Consider the following 17,473-nt stretch of genomic DNA (forward strand, 5'->3'; position numbering starts at 1 on the left):
CATTCCTTTTTGAACATCAGGCGTGGCGCTTACTATTGGCCTTAGCGCGACCGTCCCACCAACTCTGATTGTTCACGCTTTTTAAATTTAGCCAACGTGGCATAAGATAAAATGCCGGCATCCATAGAAGCTTCGGGAGTAAAATTCTCGCCGTTGATCGAAACGCTACCCGATGCCTGAGCAGATTGAAAGGTCTGCTTAAACCGGCCGGCCGCTTCTATGAGACGCCCTGGCTTATCGAAATACCTCGATCTTTTCACTGTCACCGGATTTCCGGTTTTTGCCCACGTTAAGTTCACCTCCGCATCAACAGGTTTACCAGAACCTGGGGTAACGATTTTTAGAGGGAACGCTAGCGTCGCTGTCCCTTGCGCCGAAGCAATTCGCAACCGTCCTCCCGATCCCAAGCCCTTTTTTCCCTTGGCGTACAAAATCACTTTTCCTTGGCACTCATCAATGCGCGAGATACTAATGAAAAGCGCCTCTCCTCCTGGGCTTTTATTTATATTTCCCCTTAGATTTTTAGCGGGACTTTCATCCGGGCTTTGAGTAAGTCTTTTAACCGAGAGGCCACCCGTATGGACGGTAACGGAAACCTCCGTGGTAATACATCCTGAATCATCAATACTCGTAAAAAAAGCATTGAGGGAATTAGAGGCCGCCGCGGATAAGGAAAATGGCGTGGCCATGCTTGCCATCACGAAACCGGCCAATACTAAAAAGCGCTTATTCATAGTGCTCCTCCTGAAGTGGCTTGGACCATCCCCACACACCGTTTATTAACGATGTTCCATTTGGAATATCAATTCGATAGCTCGATCACCAATTGCGGGGTAAATTCTGGTGTTTCTTTTGCAAAATAACCCGCACTGTTAGCAGAGGTAGTCCTGGCCCGTAGACTATAGGTGCCATCCCCCGCAATCAGCGGCGCGAGATCCACAATAACCCATGTGTTGCTGCTCACTGACTCCAAAGACGCAATTGGATTAGCTTCAGCCGATGGCGCGGTATTCCAGGTTACGGTCTGCTCGGACCAGTTGTTATCGGTAACCTCATAGAAGTCCCCTCCCTTGTCTGAGCTATTCACGTTATAAAGCCATAGCTTGGCACTCTCCACCTGTCGGCTGCCCACTCCGGAAACCGAAAATTTCAGGAGAAACTCATACACCGACGGGCTGTTATCCACCCAGAGCTTGCCATTGTCTCCATAGTTACTGCCAGGCGAGCCGGCTCTAATATAGGCATCATCACTTGGGCTAAACGTTAACGTTGTGGGTAAGCTTGCGTTATCCACGGTCACATTGACCGGGTCAGAAACGGTTGTATTATTAGCGGTATCACGGGCTACGGCCGTGAGTTCATAAGGACCGTTGGCTACTGCGGCGGTATCCCAGGAAACTTCGTAGGGCGCCGCCGTATCCTCTCCGCCGAGGTTAGCGCCATCCAGCTTGAACTGTACGCCAGCGATCGCATTATCATCGCTGGCAGTGGCCGCCACATTGACCGTGCCGGAAACCGTGACTCCGACGTCAGGATCGGTAATAGCAACCACTGGCGGGACCTCGTCCGCATTGAGTTCATATGCGCCCCGGTCATCATACGCCCGGAGTCCCACGCCCGTATTCGGAGTCTGCGGTTCATCAATTCGAGGCCCAAAGTCGCCATCCCTATCCAAAGCACCGCTCGCTCCCGAGTTGGCCGAGTCAACGGCTGGGGAACTAGGCAACAAATGAAAATCCCCTGAACCGGGATTTTGCCATTGAGGATCAGCCTCCAGGCCATGGGTTCCCATTCCAGTAGCGGCGGTAAAATCCCCCAGGGAAGCATACAAATCATCCCCCCACTGGAACATTACGTTCCCCGGCTGACTTTGGAAGACCAAATTATAGTCAACGGTTGTTTGCGAGATTGAATTGCTATCCACCCGAATGTTACCTTTCGTGCGTGGGCTGCTGTTAAGGCCATTATCAACGCTGATATTATTGGCCAGCAGGGCGCCGCTTGAACTACCCTCAACGTTAATCCCCGCCGTTACATTGTCATACACGGTGTTCCCAATAATCCGCTGGCCTGGCGCATCCAAATTGTCTATCCCATGATCCCCATTGCCGTAGGTAAGGTTATTCACCACCAGATTATTGCTGGCTCCAGGATACAATTGAATGCCCGTATCCTCGTTTTCATGGCTAATGTTGGCTTCAATGGTATTGCCCGAACTGCCACGCACTTCGATGCCTGGCGCCGCGCGCGCGTAACCACGGGCGTTATGGGTTGTAAGATTGCTTACCACCTGCACATTGGTGCAACCATTGGTCAGATAAATGCCTGAGTCGGTATTGTAATCCACCACATTGTTCGCTATTTGCGAATCAACGGCATTATTAAAATAAATCCCCTTGCGGATAGCCCCTGAAACTGGCTGTCCCGCCCCGGTCACATGGTTGCCGGAAACGGTGATCTCGGATGAGAAATAAACATAAATGCCGTAGCTAGAGGTATCTTCAACCTTGTTATCAGAAACAGTAACGCCCGAGGATTGTTTAACATAAATTCCCCTATCTCCAGTATTCCTGACCTGATTATTAGAGAAGGTGACATTAGAAGAGGAAGCCACATAGACTCCCGAAGAAGAGGTATCAGAGACGATGAAATCCTTAACCGTTATCCATTCCCGACCTGAAACTTTAAAACCGTACGTGCCACCAGTGATGGTTACCGTGGCGCTTGGCGCCGCGATAAACGTAATGGGCGCCCCCGTCGTTCCTGAGTTTGCTGCCGTCACTTGCTCGGCATAGGTGCCCGCAGCCACCACCACGGTGTCCCCCGCGACCGCCAATGCCGCGCCCGCGCCAATGGCGCAAAACGGCTCCTGCTCCGTTCCCGGCCCAGAGTTATTACATTGGGAATTATTCTGATCCACATACCACGTTCCCGCCGAAGCTAAAGGGGCAAGAAAATGGGACATTGCTAGCGCCAGCACTGGGACAATCCACCAAGCGCCACAGACCCCTTGGCTGCCCCTAATCCGCCCATCTTGCGTTCTTTCCAAATTGCCAACCATCAACGTTGTATTACCACCGCTAGTCATTATATTCTCCTCCCCAAGCACAACTTCTCCCGGCCGCCATATAGAGTTAACCCTCCTACCCGCCTTTCAGTTTGCCAACGCCACAAAACAAAATAGCCGGACTGCCAATGCGACTTTTACGATGTCGCTCCGACAGTCCGGCTATCCGCTTCTCATGGAAATAAGGACCCGTGACTTTCTGCCCCAACCTTGCGGTCGGTTTAGCTTTTAAATAAACGTTAACGTTACTTCAATAAGGTCTTGGTCTCGCTTCTTATACCCGAGTGTTTAATTTATCTGCTTTCTCAAAAAATACACTAACAATCACATAAACATACTTATGATCATAGGAGGAAATTAATCGCATGTCTAGTGAAATATTTACCTTTATGTTGCCAATTAGCTACAGCAAAAGGTGGGTGCTTAATTCAGCAAAAGGAGGTAGTTTATAAAGGGCGTTAGCCGACTGTTTAATAACGAGTTTGTGCCCTACAAAATAAATACAAAATTAACATAAAACACACCCGCTGATTTATAGATATAGACCCCCTGTCCGCATAACGCAACACCCTTCCCCAGCCTATAACCTGCATGAAATGCAGCCTTCCCGACTAAGTAGTAGATTAAAAAGAAAGTCCACTTTTTGGCATGGTAACTGCTTAAGGCCCTACTGTTGTAAATAGCGTTCTCAACTTTATAAAGGAAACCCTTTAAAGGGAGCGGCGCTGAGCAGCAGATAAAAAATAAAAGCTACGTATATAGGTAGGGATATATGAAAAGCAAATTAATGAGATTGAAATATCTCTTCTTCTTAAGTTAGGAAAAACACTTAACTCCTCTTCGCGACGTAAAACTACGCCTCTCCAACCTGGGGGATAAATGGAATAGCGAAAAAAAGAACAAACGGCGCCTTTAACCACTAGCCCTGTTTTTTTAAGGTGAATCAGAACCCATCCACGTTCTGAGCTTTTTCTTTTTCTAAAGAAAATCTGGCCTATGGCCGATAGTCCGTTTCATAACGCGCCGCGCTGAGCGGCTCAGTCAATAACTTTATTATAGAGATAGCTAAAAATGTTGCAATTACATTTTTCCGAATGGATTCCTGGCCGCTTCTTAAGGCCATGCGCAATCATCCCTGTTGGAGTTCTCCTAGTTATAGGATGCTTATTCATTGGCCCGTTAGCCAAGGGGGAACAACTCCACTTCTCTGAACAAGGCGAGCCTGGAAGAGAAACCGCGCCTGGCGCCAAATCTCTTGCCGAAATTCTCCAGGATAATGCTCAAATACTCGCCATTGAACACAGCGAACTCATGGCGGATGAAACCTGGACTCGCATTGAATTCGCCCAATGGATGGTTGATCCCATTGTGGTTGCCAAACCACTAAATGAACACGTAAGTGACCCCTTCGTCATTGGGATTCGCAACGTCGATACCAGTGGCTTTGAAGTGCGGGTACGGCATTGTCACAAGACGGACAGGAATCAGCCAGAATTTTTCAGCTATTACGTCCTAGAGAGAGATCAATATTGGTCGGCCGATAAAACTTTTACGATGGACGCAAAGCAGCGCTTCCTCTGGGGTAAATGCGAAATTTAGGCAGTCATGATGTATAAGGAACGCAAGGTAAAAAGTTATTTTATGAATCGCTACCTATTAGTATTCACACTATTAATCACTTTCTTAGGCGCTAAGATAGCCTTTGGAGCGGACGAGATCCACTGGACGATTATGGGCCAGAATTCCGTGACCTTTAGCTGGCGTGGGGAGGAAAAAAACATCCGTTACGGGACCAAAGCGGGGGTGTATGGGCAAGAAGTAGTGGCCAAAACGCCAACCCCATTACCCTTTTCCTCAAGCGGACCGTTCTGGGAGGCAAAACTCACAGGGTTAGAGGAAAATAGAGTCTATCATTACGCCATTGGCGAAGGGCCGGACCGGACATTTCGAACCCCACCGCCGCGGGGGAAAGGCGGGTTTACGGTCTATGTACAAGGAGATATTGGCGATACCGACTCCTATTTCAATGTGGGAACGGTACAGGATTTGATTGCCGACGGTTCCCCCCATTTGGTCTTGGCGGTGGGAGATTTAACCTATGGGAATGCCCATGGGCAAGAGGCGGTGGATCAGCACTTCAACGATGTAATGGTCTGGTCCCAAGAGGCCGCCTATATGCCTACGTGGGGGAACCACGAGTGGGATAAATCAAGCGACAATTTGAGAAACTACAAGGGCCGTTTTGACTTACCCAATGAACAGAGTTCGCCAGGTTCCCCTTCGGTAAGCTGCTGCGGAGAAGACTGGTACTGGTTTGATTATGGAAACACCCGCTTTATTGCCTATCCCGAGCCTTGGTCGGGAGCCTGGTCCGACTGGGAAACAAAGGCAGGAACGCTGATGGCGGAAGCTCAGAGTGATCCGGCCATCAAGTTTATCGTTACTTTTGGTCACCGGCCAGCTTATTCCTCCGGGCATCATTCAGGCAGCTCGAAACTGAAGAAAATCTTGGATGGGTTGGGAGCTAGTTACAGCAAGTATGTGCTAAATTTCAACGGCCACAGCCACAACTATGAGCGGACCCATCCCCAGGAGGGAGTGATACATATCACCGCGGGCGGGGGAGGATCAAGTCTAGAGCAAGACGGTTCTTGCCTATGGGAAAGCTGTAGCAAACCCGCCTGGTCGGCTTTCCGAGCTATGCGGCAAGGGCCAGTCAGATTAAAGTTTACAGATAAAGGTATTCAAGGCGCTTTTATCTGCGGGCCACCTGGGGGCGGCACTAATGATGTAAGTTGTACCCTCGGCACCGTAGCCGACAGTTTTACTATCGGCGCAAAAGCTAATGATGCTACTCCTCCTAGCGCTACCCCGCCTAATACTAGCTCACCTAGCGTTTCTAAAGACCCAGGCACTTCGGAGGGAGGGTCTTCTTCAGGCACCCTGACTTTTACCCCTAGCGCCGATAGCTATATTCAACCCGGCTCAAGCAATAAAGGAGACTATTACAAACTCTGGCTCGACAGCGGCAGCAAGCCCCATGAAATTCTGCTGAAATTTACCGTCTCAGGGGTGGGAACCGGAACCGTCGCCAACGCCAAGCTGCGCCTCTATGCAGCCAGCGGCTCAGATAAAGGCGGAGATTTCTACAGCGCCAGCAATAACAACTGGAGCGAGCACAAAGTAACCTGGAACAATGCCCCCTCCGCTAAAGGAAGCCCCTTCGCCTCGCTTGGGCGAGTCAGCAAGGGTAAATGGGTGGAGATCGATGCAACCTCGCTGATTAAAGGAGATGGCACTTATAGTGTACGCATCAAGTCCTCTTCTTCTGACAGTATCGCCTATTACGCCAAAGAACAAGCAGGCTTTGCGCCAAAACTGATCGTAACCGTGAAGGATGAAAATACCAGCGGAAATGCCATCGACACCACTCCCCCTAGCGCTACCCCGCCTAATACTAGCTCACCTAGCGTTTCTAAAGACCCAGGCACTTCGGAGGGAGGGTCTTCTTCAAGCACCCTGACTTTTACCCCTAGCGCCGATAGCTATATTCAACCCGGCTCAAGCAATAAAGGAGACTATTACAAACTCTGGCTCGACAGCGGCAGCAAGCCCTATGAAATCCTGCTGAAATTTACTGTATCAGGAGTAGGAAACGGAACCGTTACCAATGCCAAGCTGCGCCTCTATGCAGCCAGCGGCTCAGATAAAGGCGGAGATTTCTACAGCGCCAGCAATAACAACTGGAGCGAGCACAAAGTAACCTGGAACAATGCCCCCTCCGCTAAAGGAAGCCCCTTCGCCTCGCTTGGGCGAGTCAGCAAGGGTAAATGGGTGGAGATCGATGCAACCTCGCTGATTAAAGGAGATGGCACTTATAGTGTACGCATCAAGTCCTCTTCTTCTGACAGTATCGCCTATTACGCCAAAGAACAAGCAGGCTTTGCGCCAAAACTGATCGTAACCATGGGGACTGGAAATACCAGCAGAGGCACCCTTGACAATGCAGCAAATTCCAGCGGAGATAGCAACGATACCTTAGCACCCACTGTCGCCCTGACCAAGCCGGTGGGAAACTCCCCCGTAGCCAGTACGATTACGATGGAAGCAACGGCTTCTGATAATCTTGCCGTAGTGGGCGTCCAGTTCAAGCTAAACAATGTTAACCTTGGCCATGAGGACACTACCAATACCTACAGTTATTCGTGGGATACGACTACGGTTGCCAATGGCACGCATACACTCACAGCGGTGGCAAGAGACGCCGCTGGAAATACCGCAACCTCCGATCCGGTAGTAGTGACTGTTAATAACCCCGTGTCTCATAATTCAAGTCCCGGCGCGACTAACTTGCTAACCGATGCAAATGCAGTGCTTTCAGTATCTAGGATACCCGAGCCAGCTTACCTGGAACCGGTGAAGGATCCCCAATTTAACACTAAAATTACTCGCATCAGCGATAACAGTGGTACAGCGATCCTTAACATAAACGGCAGATGGGGTAGCGATGCCCGGCACCATTATTCCAAGGACCAGCCCTGGAATTCCGATGGAACGTTGCTTGCCTTGCAAAATAGCGGTTCGCCATCGCAAATTTTCCTGGATGGTAAAACCTATGAACCCAAGTACGCCCGGTGCCGTAACTATGCTTCCTATGAAGATCGCTGGCATCCAAGTCGGCGGCACCCCCATGAGCGAATCAACCTTAAAGACTCTACCCTGAACTGGTTTGATGTGGTGAATTGTGCCGAGACCCGCCGGTGGCAACTTCCTTTTTCGGGGAGTATCTCGGAAGGCAATACGTCTATTGATGGGCGCTATTTATTGGTCTTCGATACCACCCGAATGGTGATCGTCGATATGGACCCCCAAGCGCCCTTGGCTTCTTATGTCAATGGAAATAAACGCATTGGTCCGGTCTATAATTTTTCCAAGTGCGGCCTTTCTAATTGCCGCCCAGACTGGGTTTCCATCTCGCCTTCCGGCAAGTACGCCGTGGCCCAATATAAAGGAGATTATACCCGGGTCTTTGACGTCAACCCCAACACACTGGCGCTAACACCCCGGCCAATGCCACCTGCTTCGTCCCAGTGCGGCTCGGGTCAAACGGCTAGAACCGGCTATATTTATAATGTAGGCCATGCGGACATGACGCTTAACCCCTTTGATAATAACGAGGATGTCATTGTCGGCCAGCACCGCTCCTGGTGCCCTTCAACGGTAAATGGAAAGGCGATGGGCAGAGTGGTGATGGTGCGCCTAAAGGATAATACTGTCACGAGCCTAACAGATCCCGAGGATGAGGGCTATTCTCGTCATATTTCTACTCGCAACTATGATCGTCCAGGCTGGGCCTATGTAAGCTATTACCCCCAAAGCGGCAAGCGGTTTAACGATGAAATCGTCGCGGTAAAATTAGACGGAAGCCAGACCGTGGAACGGCTTGCCCATCAGCACAGTAACGCTAGTGGCTGCTACCGCTGTGAACCCCATGCCGTTCCTTCTAGGGATGGCCGCCGTGTTCTCTGGGCAAGCAACTGGGCACTGAACTGTGGCTCGGGATGCGGCTCCCGTTCAGAAATCAAAGCCTATGTAGCGGATACACGGCGCTGATGAAATAATAGCAAGTAGGGGCAACACCATGAAATGAGTGCGCTCTTTGAAATAGGAATCATCCTGGTGTGAGCCGGTGTTATAAAAAACGGATGCACAAAAACACCGGCGGCCTTTACGGATCGAAATACCATCGGCTCACACCAACCTATTCAAGCACTGAGGAGGATTATCTCCTAAACAGAGTGATCTATACTATCAAGGTACTCTCAATCCCTATTTTAAAGAAATGACGTCCTCAGATTTGCCTGCCTACAGGGTCCGGGTATCATCCCGGGCACGGCATGTCCGTATTCAAGTCAGCGCTGCGGAAGGAGTGATCGTCGTTTTACCGCGAGCAGTAAATCCAGCCTCAGTTCCCGCTTTACTCTGGAAAAAAAAGGCCTGGCTAGACCGCACCCTCTCTCAGTTCGAAGGGCTCCAGCACCAACGCCCATTGGCTACTCAGAATGCTTCACCTACGTTTATTTACCTGCGCGCCATAAACCAGCAGTTTCAGGTGACTTACCATAAGGCCGCCAACCTCGACCTCCATCTCGACACCCTGGGCAACCAGCTATTATTGCAGGGTCATGTCACTCATGACTCCCTGGTAAGACAAACTTTGCAGCGCTGGTTGACAGAGCAGGCCCATCTGCACCTCCCGCCCTGGTTAGAGACCGTAAGCAAGGAAATCGGCCTCAAGCACCTCAAGACAATTATTCGAGGCCAACGCACCCGCTGGGCTAGCTGTTCCCAACGCCAAACCATCAGCTTGAACCATAAGCTGCTTTTTTTACCCCCTCATCTGGTGCGCTATGTTTTTCTCCATGAGCTCGTTCACTTGGTGCACTTTAATCACTCCCCCTGTTTCTGGACTTTGCTGACTCATTTTGAGTCTAATTGCCGTAGCCTAGATCAGGAATTGCGCCGCGCCGGACACTATGTACCCGCCTGGGCTGAACGACGCTAGCGATTAACGTACCGTCGTTGCTCCATCCAGCCCGTATTGCGCCAGTGGGAGGGTGTGCTTGCTATAATGAAATTTACATGACGATTCCCTAAAGTAAAAGCTTATGATGCCAAAATTAATGCTCGCGGTAGCCTTTACGCTTTGGATTCTGGTTCCACCCTCTACCGTCTGGAGTCAGGAAGAAATACATACCACCCATACCGATCAAAAAAAGGTAGCGATCACTATCTATAATAATGACTTGGCCTTGATAAAAGACCAACGCCAGGTGGCATTAAAGAAAGGACATAACACCCTGGCTTTTATGGATGTGAGTACCAGTATTCAATCCGAGACCGCTCTGCTTCGTAATCTTACCCATCCCCAGGGTTTTTCTATTACTGAGCAAAACTACGAATTTGATTTACTCACCGCCGAGGCTTTGCTTCAAAAGCATGTGGGACAGCAGGTAGGCGTCATTTACCGCCATCCTACTACCGGCGAGGAAACCATTGAACAGGCAATCCTATTAGCCGCCAATCCAGAGGTAGTCCTGCGCTTTGAGAACCGCATCGAAACAGGTATTTCCCCGGATCGGTTGGTTTATCAAGCCATCCCCCGAAATCTGCGGGAGCGCCCTGCTTTAATTTTGCAACTCCAGACGGAAGTGGCGGGCAAGCAGGCGTTAGAGCTAAGCTATCTGACCAGCGGTCTGAGTTGGAAAGCTGATTACGTGGCGCAGCTTAATCAAACCGAAGATCGCTTCGATCTGAATGGCTGGGTGACTCTCACGAACCAGTCCGGAATGTCTTACCAGAACGCTCACCTGCAATTGGTGGCGGGCAGTATCCACCGGGTCGCGCCACAGATCCACTATGCCAAACGCCCAGCGCAAGAGGCCAGAATGCTTGCGGATGCTCCCCCCATGGAGGAAGAAGGGTTACTCGACTATCACTTGTACACTTTGGATCGCGCCACGACCCTCAAAAATAAACAGACCAAACAGGTCTCCCTGCTTAGCGCCCATAACGTTGCCGTCCAAAAACAGTATGAACTCCGGAGCCATACACCGCGGCTCTACTACAATCATTCCCAATCTTTTTCCGCCTTAAAACCTCCGGTCATGGTTTACCTACATTTTGAGAACACGGAACAGGCCGGCCTAGATCTACCCTTGCCAGCGGGTATCATCCGGGTCTATAAGCAAGACTCAAAAGATAACATCCAATTTGTGGGCGAAGATCGGATCAATCATATCTCCAAAAACGCTTCTGCTAAACTTAGACTAGGGCAGGCTTTTGACATCACCGCAAAAAAACGGCGGACCGAGTACCGCAAACTGGATTCCGATTCTTTCGAGGCCACCTTCAAAATTGAGCTTCGCAATGCCAAAAAAGAACCCGTTCTGGTCAAGGTCGCCGAACTTATCCCTGGCGATTGGCATATTATTACCGAGAGCCACCCTCACCAACGGGAAACCGGCAATACCGCGCTTTGGCAGCTATCCATCCCGGCAAAGGGCCAGGCTACCCTGACTGTGAGTTTCCAAACCCGAACCTAATTCTCATCCCAATATGATCCCAGGCACCTGAATTTTCATACCACCATGAGTATCATCCACCACGCTCTTGTCTTAAACTTACACCAGCCAGCAGGCAATCTGGAGCATTTACTGGAACATGCCCCCTGGGAGGCTCAAGAAATTCTCTATGCCCTGGACCGGATACCCCGCTCCCTTTGGGGATACGAGGATATCGCCCGGGTTCATCTAGCCTTCTCGGGTACGCTCCTTGAAACCCTCTCCAATCCCGGCTTTCAGCAACGGGTCTATGGGATTATCAAATGCGGCGACTTGCTGTGGCATCTCCAGAATACCGCCTTATTTAACCTTCTGGGGGGCGCTTACTATCACCCTGCCCTCCCCCTGATTCCCGGCCCGGATCGGGAGGAACACATCAAACGCTGGCTAGGTATCGGGCGGCATCTTTTCAGTCAGGCTCGCTTCAGCGGGTTTTGGCCGCCAGAGATGGCTTTTACCATGGAATTGATTCCCCTGCTGAAGCAACATGGGTTCCGTTATGTCCTGGTAGATAGCCTCCATGTGGAGCCTTTAGAGGAGATGAGTTGGCAGGAACTCCGCTACCGCCCCCATATTGCCGAGCATGGGGGTGAAGAAATCATTGTGGTGGTCCGGGACCGGGAACTCTCGGATGCCCAGGAAGCGGGCATGGAGTATGACTGGTTTCTAAATGAACTCTATCACCGCACCCGGCCGTGTGACTTTCCACCCCTGGTCACCACCTGTAGCGATGGGGACAATGGCGGCTGGTTCCGTAATACTTCTGAGGAAAGTAATTTTTGGGGAACCTTTTACCGGGAATTTTTAACAGGGGCGCGCCGGGATAATGCTATGCTCCGCCCCACCTTCATCCAGGATTACCTAGACCAATACGGTGCTAAGGGCCGAGTTAAGGTAAAAACGGCAGCCTGGAATACTGGCAATCACTCAGGGATTGATTTTATCCAGTGGACCGGCTCCCAGCGCCAAAAAGAGGCCCTTAAACGGGTAGAAGAAACCAGCACGGCCTTCCATCAACTAAAGCAAAAACATCTTGGCACTCAAACTCTGAACCCGGACATCACCCGTCTTCTCAATGAGGCGGAGTGGCACCTGCTACGCTCGGAAACCAGTTGCCACTTTTACTGGGGAGAAGCCTGGGTTCATCGCGTCCATGAAGATTTAGATACTGCCTGGACGCAAATGAACGCCGCGGCCCAAAAACTCAAATGATCATGGAATATTTGCTATCCATAAATTTACGCGAAGGGGCCTGCCAACTTTAGGTGGTAGGGGAATTCGCGGCCTCCCTTATAAAGAAATGGTTGCTGATCCAAGCAACAGATTTTGCTTGACCCCGTTTACTGTCCAGTTTGTAATAAAAGCAATGCTCTCGAAATAAAAATTTAAGCGTATCATTTCTAACCTCCCCTGAATTGAAGCTCCTTGGCACGATTTGCCCCGGTGGCATAAACGCATGATATCCCTTGGGTGAGGTGTCCACTGTTATCAGGACACCTCACCTTGACCATCCCCAAAATTGCAATACTTGCCCTTCAGAGCAGATTTAGTCTCTGGAGAGCGCGGCAAAAGCCTTGTCCTTAGGCAACTACTTTGCCGGATGGTCCACACAGATTCCGCCGCAGTCAGCGCCACCTTGGGTAGGGTCGCAATCATCCGAAGGATCATCCACACATCTCTTGCCTTTTGGGCAAGGAAGGCCCGCGATGCCCCCACACATCTCCTTGGGACGGCTCACACAGATCCCGCTACAATCAGCACCGCCCCGGGCAGGATCGCAATCATCCGAGGGATCATCCACACACTTCTTGCCCTCCGGGCAAGGAAGGCCCGCGATGCCTCCACACATTTGCTTTGGGCACTTTTCATCGCCGTAAGCCGGGCTGCCCTTGGGAGGATAGGTGATATGTTCCTTGATCTTGGCCTGCGCCGCCGGCGCCATCAGCTTAATTATTTCACGGATTTTCTGTGGCTGAACGGTTTCAACATCCATGGTTTCCACCTCTCCTTCCGTGGACCGGGCGGTATAGACGCTGACGACATCCAAGGGCACGGGACTTTTAATCACCACAAACCCTTCCAGAAAAGCAAAATCTACGCACACGCCGTCAATGGGGCAAAAAAAGCCTGCAATATTAAAACAGCTCAATTCAGTAGCCCCATCCGGCTGAAGCTTGGCCTTTTTAAAGGGCGTGACATCGAAGGGGCCTGGTTCAGAGCCAAATGCTGTGGCCAACGCCACTTTGGCAGCAACAGTAACGGGTTTATTCGTAGGATTATGGATATTAACAATGGTACGGTAGGTACCTCTGACCAAAGTGCCATCTTGATGCGGGAGTAATAGGGAGCAGGCGACTTTGGCAGCGTATTGAAATTCCGTTTTTATCGTTTCTGGGTACTTTGCCGTTTCTGCCTGAGCCGCCTGAGAAATTCCGCCAGAAGCAAACCAACCCCATAAACCTATTAAAACAGAAAAGACCCCCATCATTCGTAGCGGTTTCATGGTCGTTACCTCATATCGGTTAAATATAGCCATCGTTCTAAACTGTTATAAATCGTCCATTCAAGCATCCTCCAAAAATTTTTAGAATGCCGATTTTAAGTATAGTACTCAGTGCAGCTTATCGTGTGCGGAAAATAACCGTGTTTTAGTGAAAAATTACCTTCGTGAGGATGCCTTTCTCTTCAGAGTAAGATGGCGGCAGAGAAGCCATGCAGATAATTGTATGTTCCGACGATTCTAGACGGTGCCGTTCTGGTGAATATTTTCTGCGGAGCCATAGGAAAATGGCTGGATCATGGCCGACTCGCCTGTAAGGAGTCGCTAAATCTTTACCATAGGAGGTAAATTTGGTTTTTCCTCTGGTACTGCTGCCTCGTGCCTGATTCTACCTGCTTGCTCATCTGGCGTCAGAGGAATACTTATCCTTCATCAGGAGGAGTTATTAAGTTCTCCCTTCATAGGAGGAGCAGCCTCCATATTCAGAATTTTTTTGATCTCATGTTCAAGGTAGAAGGCTTGCTCGCTTGAATCGAGTCTCTCAACGAGTTTAATATTTTTTCCATTACGGGTAATTACATGAATTTCATAAGAGATTGATTGCCCTTCCGCGGAATGGAAAATATTTTCTTTCGCGTATAGCCGTTTGATAAAAGAGGTTGGTATTTCTTTATTACCGCGCCAGGGGATTGGCTTATGTCGTACCTTTATTTTTTCAGCGTCTACATATATATGGGTTTTATTCAACCACACAGCCACAACGTAATACGCTAAACTGATTCCAGCGGCAACATGCAAAAACGGAAAAAGTATCACAATGAAAGGACTGTCTTCGTTAAGTATAGAATACCAGTACACCAGGAGCCCATTCCAAAACACAGTGAATATCGCCAAGAGCGGAGTAGTCCAACTTCGCCATACTCGGACTATTTCAATATACGATTCAAAATAATGAACCTGTAAGCTTTCAGGAATCGCTAGTTTAGTTTTTTCTTTTTTCATAACGACCGCAGGAAGTTTTTAATTCACCTTACCAATTCTAAACCGGGTAATGTTATTACCAAAACCAAGAGTTCTCAACCGGGAATGAGTTGCCAAGATAGTTCGCTTGCGTTGGCACTCAAGAGAAAAACCTAATGGAGGTAATGGAGAAGTTTACCGCCCTGCATAGATTGATTATTATTTTTTGACCTAGTTCATGAGTAAGATATGGCGGGATGCGCTACGCTTTCCCGCCCTACGCGTTAAATTAATTCTAAACCGGAAACAAACTTGAATAACCGCTTAGAGTGTATGCGCGGCCTTGCCGAAATTGCCGTAAAGCGAACAGATGACAGACGAACTGTTCGCCAGAAACCATAGCAACTTGTGTTATAACGGCCGGCTACATGGCATTGTTATGTTTACCCCGCAAGGACGCTCAGAACCAGTTTAGGTTCTTTGGCAACAACTTTCAGCAGCACGCGGGCAGGGCCATGCGGCTGGCGATCGCCTTGCTCCCAATGCCGCAACGTACCCAGGCTAATGCCGAATGATGCCGCAAACTCTCGCTGAGACATGCCCACTTTTCTTCGGACGGCTTTAACGTCTACCGGCGAAAACTCGTGAACAATTGCGCCAGAGTTCTTACCCTTCGCGTGGGCTATGGCCTCTTTTAGACCGGTTTGAATACTTTCAAATGCTTCACTCATAACTATATCCTCCATACCTTGACGAGTAGTTGGACCAGCTTGGCTAGCTCGTTGCGTTTAGCCTTGGAGAGATTATCCTTTTCGCCTTTGCCGAAGGCAGTGAGCAAGTAAAGCGGGATGCGCTCATCGTGATAATAATAGACGACCCGAACACCACCACTTTTGCCGGAGCCCTGCCGCGTCCAACGCAATTTGCGAATGCTGCCTGTACCCTGCATGACCGCGCACCGGATTTAGGAAACTCTGCCAAGTGAGCCACGAAAGCCTGGCGTTCTAACTCGGTAAGCAATTTCTCCGATTTACTGATATAGCCGAGTAATTCGGCGACTGTTTGTATATCGTAAACAATACGCCAATGGCATACTATTATCTAGCCTTGGCAGGAAATTTGAAGGGAAACATAACAAGTCCAAATACATTGGCCGGCCATTCAACGCCACCTGTTTCTCTAACCGGATCGTAGAGGCTGGATTAGACGTATGGTACTGCCACGCTAACGCATGCTGAAAATCTGCTTCAGAGTGAAAGACTGGCCTCCTGACTGCAAGTGGCCGAAGTAGGTCGGCTGTTTCCATGCTTTCATCGTGTTGCCTAACGCCTGCAGCATGCGCGCCCATGCAATGGAGCCGAAGGCGCAATGTAATGGGTGTCGCCGTGCCTGCACTGGTTAGGATTGGCTGGTTAACGACCTGTATTCATTCTCTTAAATGACGGGCCGCGACGCTCGTCAATTTGCGACCGGCGTATGCAGCCTATACCTGTCCCATTTACCATGCCAAAACCTTTTTTTCTCCATCGCAGTAGTAAGGGCCAATTTTGCGGACACGAGTGAAGCGTTTGTGAATGAACTAATGCTTCTTGATGATCTTCATCGTCGGGGCTGTCTATAACCCGGTATCGCTTATAGTCACCGTTAGTCTGATCTAGAACCGAATAATGGAGCACATGACTTTTTTCTAGACGATTATTTACACATGCCTGAAAGGATTGGCGTAACGCATCATGATCATACATCTGGCCCGGGAAGATATTCGCTCTACAGTTCAAGAACTGAAGTTGATTGAGTGACTGTACATCACTCTCTCTTTTGGTTCTTACGATGCCAGCATTTTTGAGTATGGAGTAGACATCTGAGTCGTATGCTATGAACATTAGATTCCTACATAAGGGCAAGATAGCTAATGCCCCAGCTGAAGCCAGTCCAAATGTCGATCCACGATGTTGGTTATCGGTCTGGAACCATCGATTCGCTAGGATCGCAGGATCGTCAGAGGCAATGAATGGAGTTTCAGTATTATTTTTTATTAAGCAGACCTTCAAGTCATCGATTACTTCCATTTCATTTGCAAAGACACGCATAGCCATTAAAACTGCAGCACGAATCTCTAGGTTGAAAGATGAGTCTGCACCGATCAATTCTCCTAGTTGATTATTCATCTCGACAGCCCGCCTAGATGCAGCTTCTGTGCGAAGGTATTGCAGAAGCCAAAACCGCTTAAGGATTAATTCGTCATCAGTTCCTAACCCATTGTAGCTAGGCTCGCGAACTCTACGCAGAGTGTCCGCATATTTCTGTTCAATGGACTGAATGGCAGCCTCTAACTTCTTATCCTCACCATAAAAGTAGGACCCAGAGCATTGATGCTTAACCGCCGCACCTTCTATTATTTGTTCACGATCAATATTGAATACCCTGATCGCTTTGCCCGACTCCTCATGCGAGAACGGCCGTAAGTAACATCTTGGCACGAAATGCTGGTTTTTATTTGTTGGCAAACAATCACTCCCGTCCTGCTTCGAAAATGCCTAACAATTTATTCTTAGGCACATATGCCCTGATAAGTGGGTATTAGCTAGTAAATTAGGCATTTTCGTCATAATAATATTTTTTTGGGTAAGTTTTCCTTGGTAAGTTGATATTAACTTAAAAATAGGGCAAATTTGCCTGCATATTCGTTAATAAATTATCCGCAGGCATATCAAAAACAGTAAACCGACTTTCAGTAAGTTCGTCTCCCTGCCAGCAAACTTTAACTGTCCTGAGTAGGAAACCTATCGCAGCGGGTTGTTAGTCGTCGCGTCCTACGGCAGC

General features: G+C 49.3%; 12 protein-coding genes and 1 riboswitch. Of the genes, 5 read left to right on the plus strand and 7 right to left on the minus strand.

Annotated features, from left to right (window positions below; all coding sequences use genetic code 11):
* Positions 1 to 41 precede the first annotated feature (41 nt).
* Together NWAT_RS13870 and NWAT_RS13875 are read right to left on the minus strand one after the other, a co-directional pair.
* Positions 42 to 734 (minus strand): hypothetical protein, encoded by a 693-nt coding sequence (locus NWAT_RS13870; protein ID WP_013221668.1) that lies wholly within the window; start codon positions 732 to 734, stop codon positions 42 to 44.
* Between the two features lie 68 nt (positions 735 to 802).
* Complete coding sequence (locus NWAT_RS13875; RefSeq protein ID WP_013221669.1) at positions 803 to 3,088, minus strand: right-handed parallel beta-helix repeat-containing protein; 2,286 nt, start codon at positions 3,086 to 3,088, stop codon at positions 803 to 805.
* A 128-nt stretch (positions 3,089 to 3,216) separates the two neighbouring features.
* Positions 3,217 to 3,303, minus strand: a riboswitch (cyclic di-GMP riboswitch).
* Positions 3,304 to 4,138: 835 nt separating this feature from the next.
* On the opposite strand from NWAT_RS13875, the gene NWAT_RS13880 reads away from it, so the two are divergent.
* The 5 genes from NWAT_RS13880 (at position 4,139) to NWAT_RS13900 (ending at position 12,402) form a co-directional block, all read left to right on the plus strand.
* Positions 4,139 to 4,666: a hypothetical protein gene (locus NWAT_RS13880; protein WP_013221670.1), complete on the plus strand. Its 528-nt coding sequence runs from the start codon at positions 4,139 to 4,141 to the stop codon at positions 4,664 to 4,666.
* Positions 4,667 to 4,708: 42 nt separating this feature from the next.
* Positions 4,709 to 8,680: a CBM96 family carbohydrate-binding protein gene (locus NWAT_RS15780; protein ID WP_198342161.1), complete on the plus strand. Its 3,972-nt coding sequence runs from the start codon at positions 4,709 to 4,711 to the stop codon at positions 8,678 to 8,680.
* Positions 8,681 to 8,924: 244 nt separating this feature from the next.
* On the plus strand, positions 8,925 to 9,632 hold the full coding sequence (locus NWAT_RS13890) for a M48 family metallopeptidase (protein WP_232420146.1): 708 nt from the start codon (positions 8,925 to 8,927) through the stop codon (positions 9,630 to 9,632).
* Between the two features lie 103 nt (positions 9,633 to 9,735).
* Positions 9,736 to 11,172, plus strand: a complete 1,437-nt coding sequence (locus NWAT_RS13895; RefSeq protein ID WP_041350790.1) for a DUF4139 domain-containing protein — start codon at positions 9,736 to 9,738, stop codon at positions 11,170 to 11,172.
* Positions 11,173 to 11,217: 45 nt separating this feature from the next.
* Entirely contained in the window at positions 11,218 to 12,402 is a 1,185-nt protein-coding gene (locus NWAT_RS13900) for a polysaccharide deacetylase family protein (RefSeq protein WP_013221674.1), read from the plus strand.
* A 376-nt stretch (positions 12,403 to 12,778) separates the two neighbouring features.
* Here the strand turns inward: NWAT_RS13900 and NWAT_RS13905 are convergent, their stop codons facing one another.
* From NWAT_RS13905 to NWAT_RS13925, 5 genes are all read right to left on the minus strand, one after another.
* Positions 12,779 to 13,693, minus strand: a complete 915-nt coding sequence (locus NWAT_RS13905) for a hypothetical protein (RefSeq protein ID WP_013221675.1) — start codon at positions 13,691 to 13,693, stop codon at positions 12,779 to 12,781.
* A gap of 429 nt (positions 13,694 to 14,122) precedes the next feature.
* The gene (locus NWAT_RS13910; protein WP_013221676.1) at positions 14,123 to 14,692 is read right to left on the minus strand and encodes a hypothetical protein; all 570 of its coding nucleotides are present in this window, start codon (positions 14,690 to 14,692) and stop codon (positions 14,123 to 14,125) included.
* A 401-nt stretch (positions 14,693 to 15,093) separates the two neighbouring features.
* Complete coding sequence (gene nadS / locus NWAT_RS13915; RefSeq protein WP_013221677.1) at positions 15,094 to 15,381, minus strand: NadS family protein; 288 nt, start codon at positions 15,379 to 15,381, stop codon at positions 15,094 to 15,096.
* 2 nt (positions 15,382 to 15,383) lie between these two features.
* Complete coding sequence (locus NWAT_RS17155; RefSeq protein WP_198342162.1) at positions 15,384 to 15,599, minus strand: type II toxin-antitoxin system RelE/ParE family toxin; 216 nt, start codon at positions 15,597 to 15,599, stop codon at positions 15,384 to 15,386.
* 463 nt (positions 15,600 to 16,062) lie between these two features.
* On the minus strand, positions 16,063 to 17,157 hold the full coding sequence (locus NWAT_RS13925; RefSeq protein ID WP_013221678.1) for a DUF4238 domain-containing protein: 1,095 nt from the start codon (positions 17,155 to 17,157) through the stop codon (positions 16,063 to 16,065).
* Positions 17,158 to 17,473 lie beyond the last annotated feature (316 nt).

This window comes from Nitrosococcus watsonii C-113 (assembly GCF_000143085.1).
Lineage (GTDB): Bacteria > Pseudomonadota > Gammaproteobacteria > Nitrosococcales > Nitrosococcaceae > Nitrosococcus > Nitrosococcus watsonii.

Excerpts from the sequence above, each read along its gene's own strand:
- NWAT_RS13875 (WP_013221669.1), bottom strand. The coding sequence starts at position 3,088 with ATGACTAGCGGTGGTAATACAACGTTGATGGTTGGCAATTTGGAAAGA.
- NWAT_RS13870 (WP_013221668.1), bottom strand. The coding sequence starts at position 734 with ATGAATAAGCGCTTTTTAGTATTGGCCGGTTTCGTGATGGCAAGCATG.
- NWAT_RS15780 (WP_198342161.1), top strand. The coding sequence starts at position 4,709 with ATGAATCGCTACCTATTAGTATTCACACTATTAATCACTTTCTTAGGC.
- nadS (WP_013221677.1), bottom strand. The coding sequence starts at position 15,381 with ATGAGTGAAGCATTTGAAAGTATTCAAACCGGTCTAAAAGAGGCCATA.
- NWAT_RS13900 (WP_013221674.1), top strand. The coding sequence starts at position 11,218 with ATGAGTATCATCCACCACGCTCTTGTCTTAAACTTACACCAGCCAGCA.
- NWAT_RS13880 (WP_013221670.1), top strand. The coding sequence starts at position 4,139 with ATGTTGCAATTACATTTTTCCGAATGGATTCCTGGCCGCTTCTTAAGG.
- NWAT_RS13905 (WP_013221675.1), bottom strand. The coding sequence starts at position 13,693 with ATGAAACCGCTACGAATGATGGGGGTCTTTTCTGTTTTAATAGGTTTA.
- NWAT_RS17155 (WP_198342162.1), bottom strand. The coding sequence starts at position 15,599 with ATGCAGGGTACAGGCAGCATTCGCAAATTGCGTTGGACGCGGCAGGGC.
- NWAT_RS13895 (WP_041350790.1), top strand. The coding sequence starts at position 9,736 with ATGATGCCAAAATTAATGCTCGCGGTAGCCTTTACGCTTTGGATTCTG.
- NWAT_RS13910 (WP_013221676.1), bottom strand. The coding sequence starts at position 14,692 with ATGAAAAAAGAAAAAACTAAACTAGCGATTCCTGAAAGCTTACAGGTT.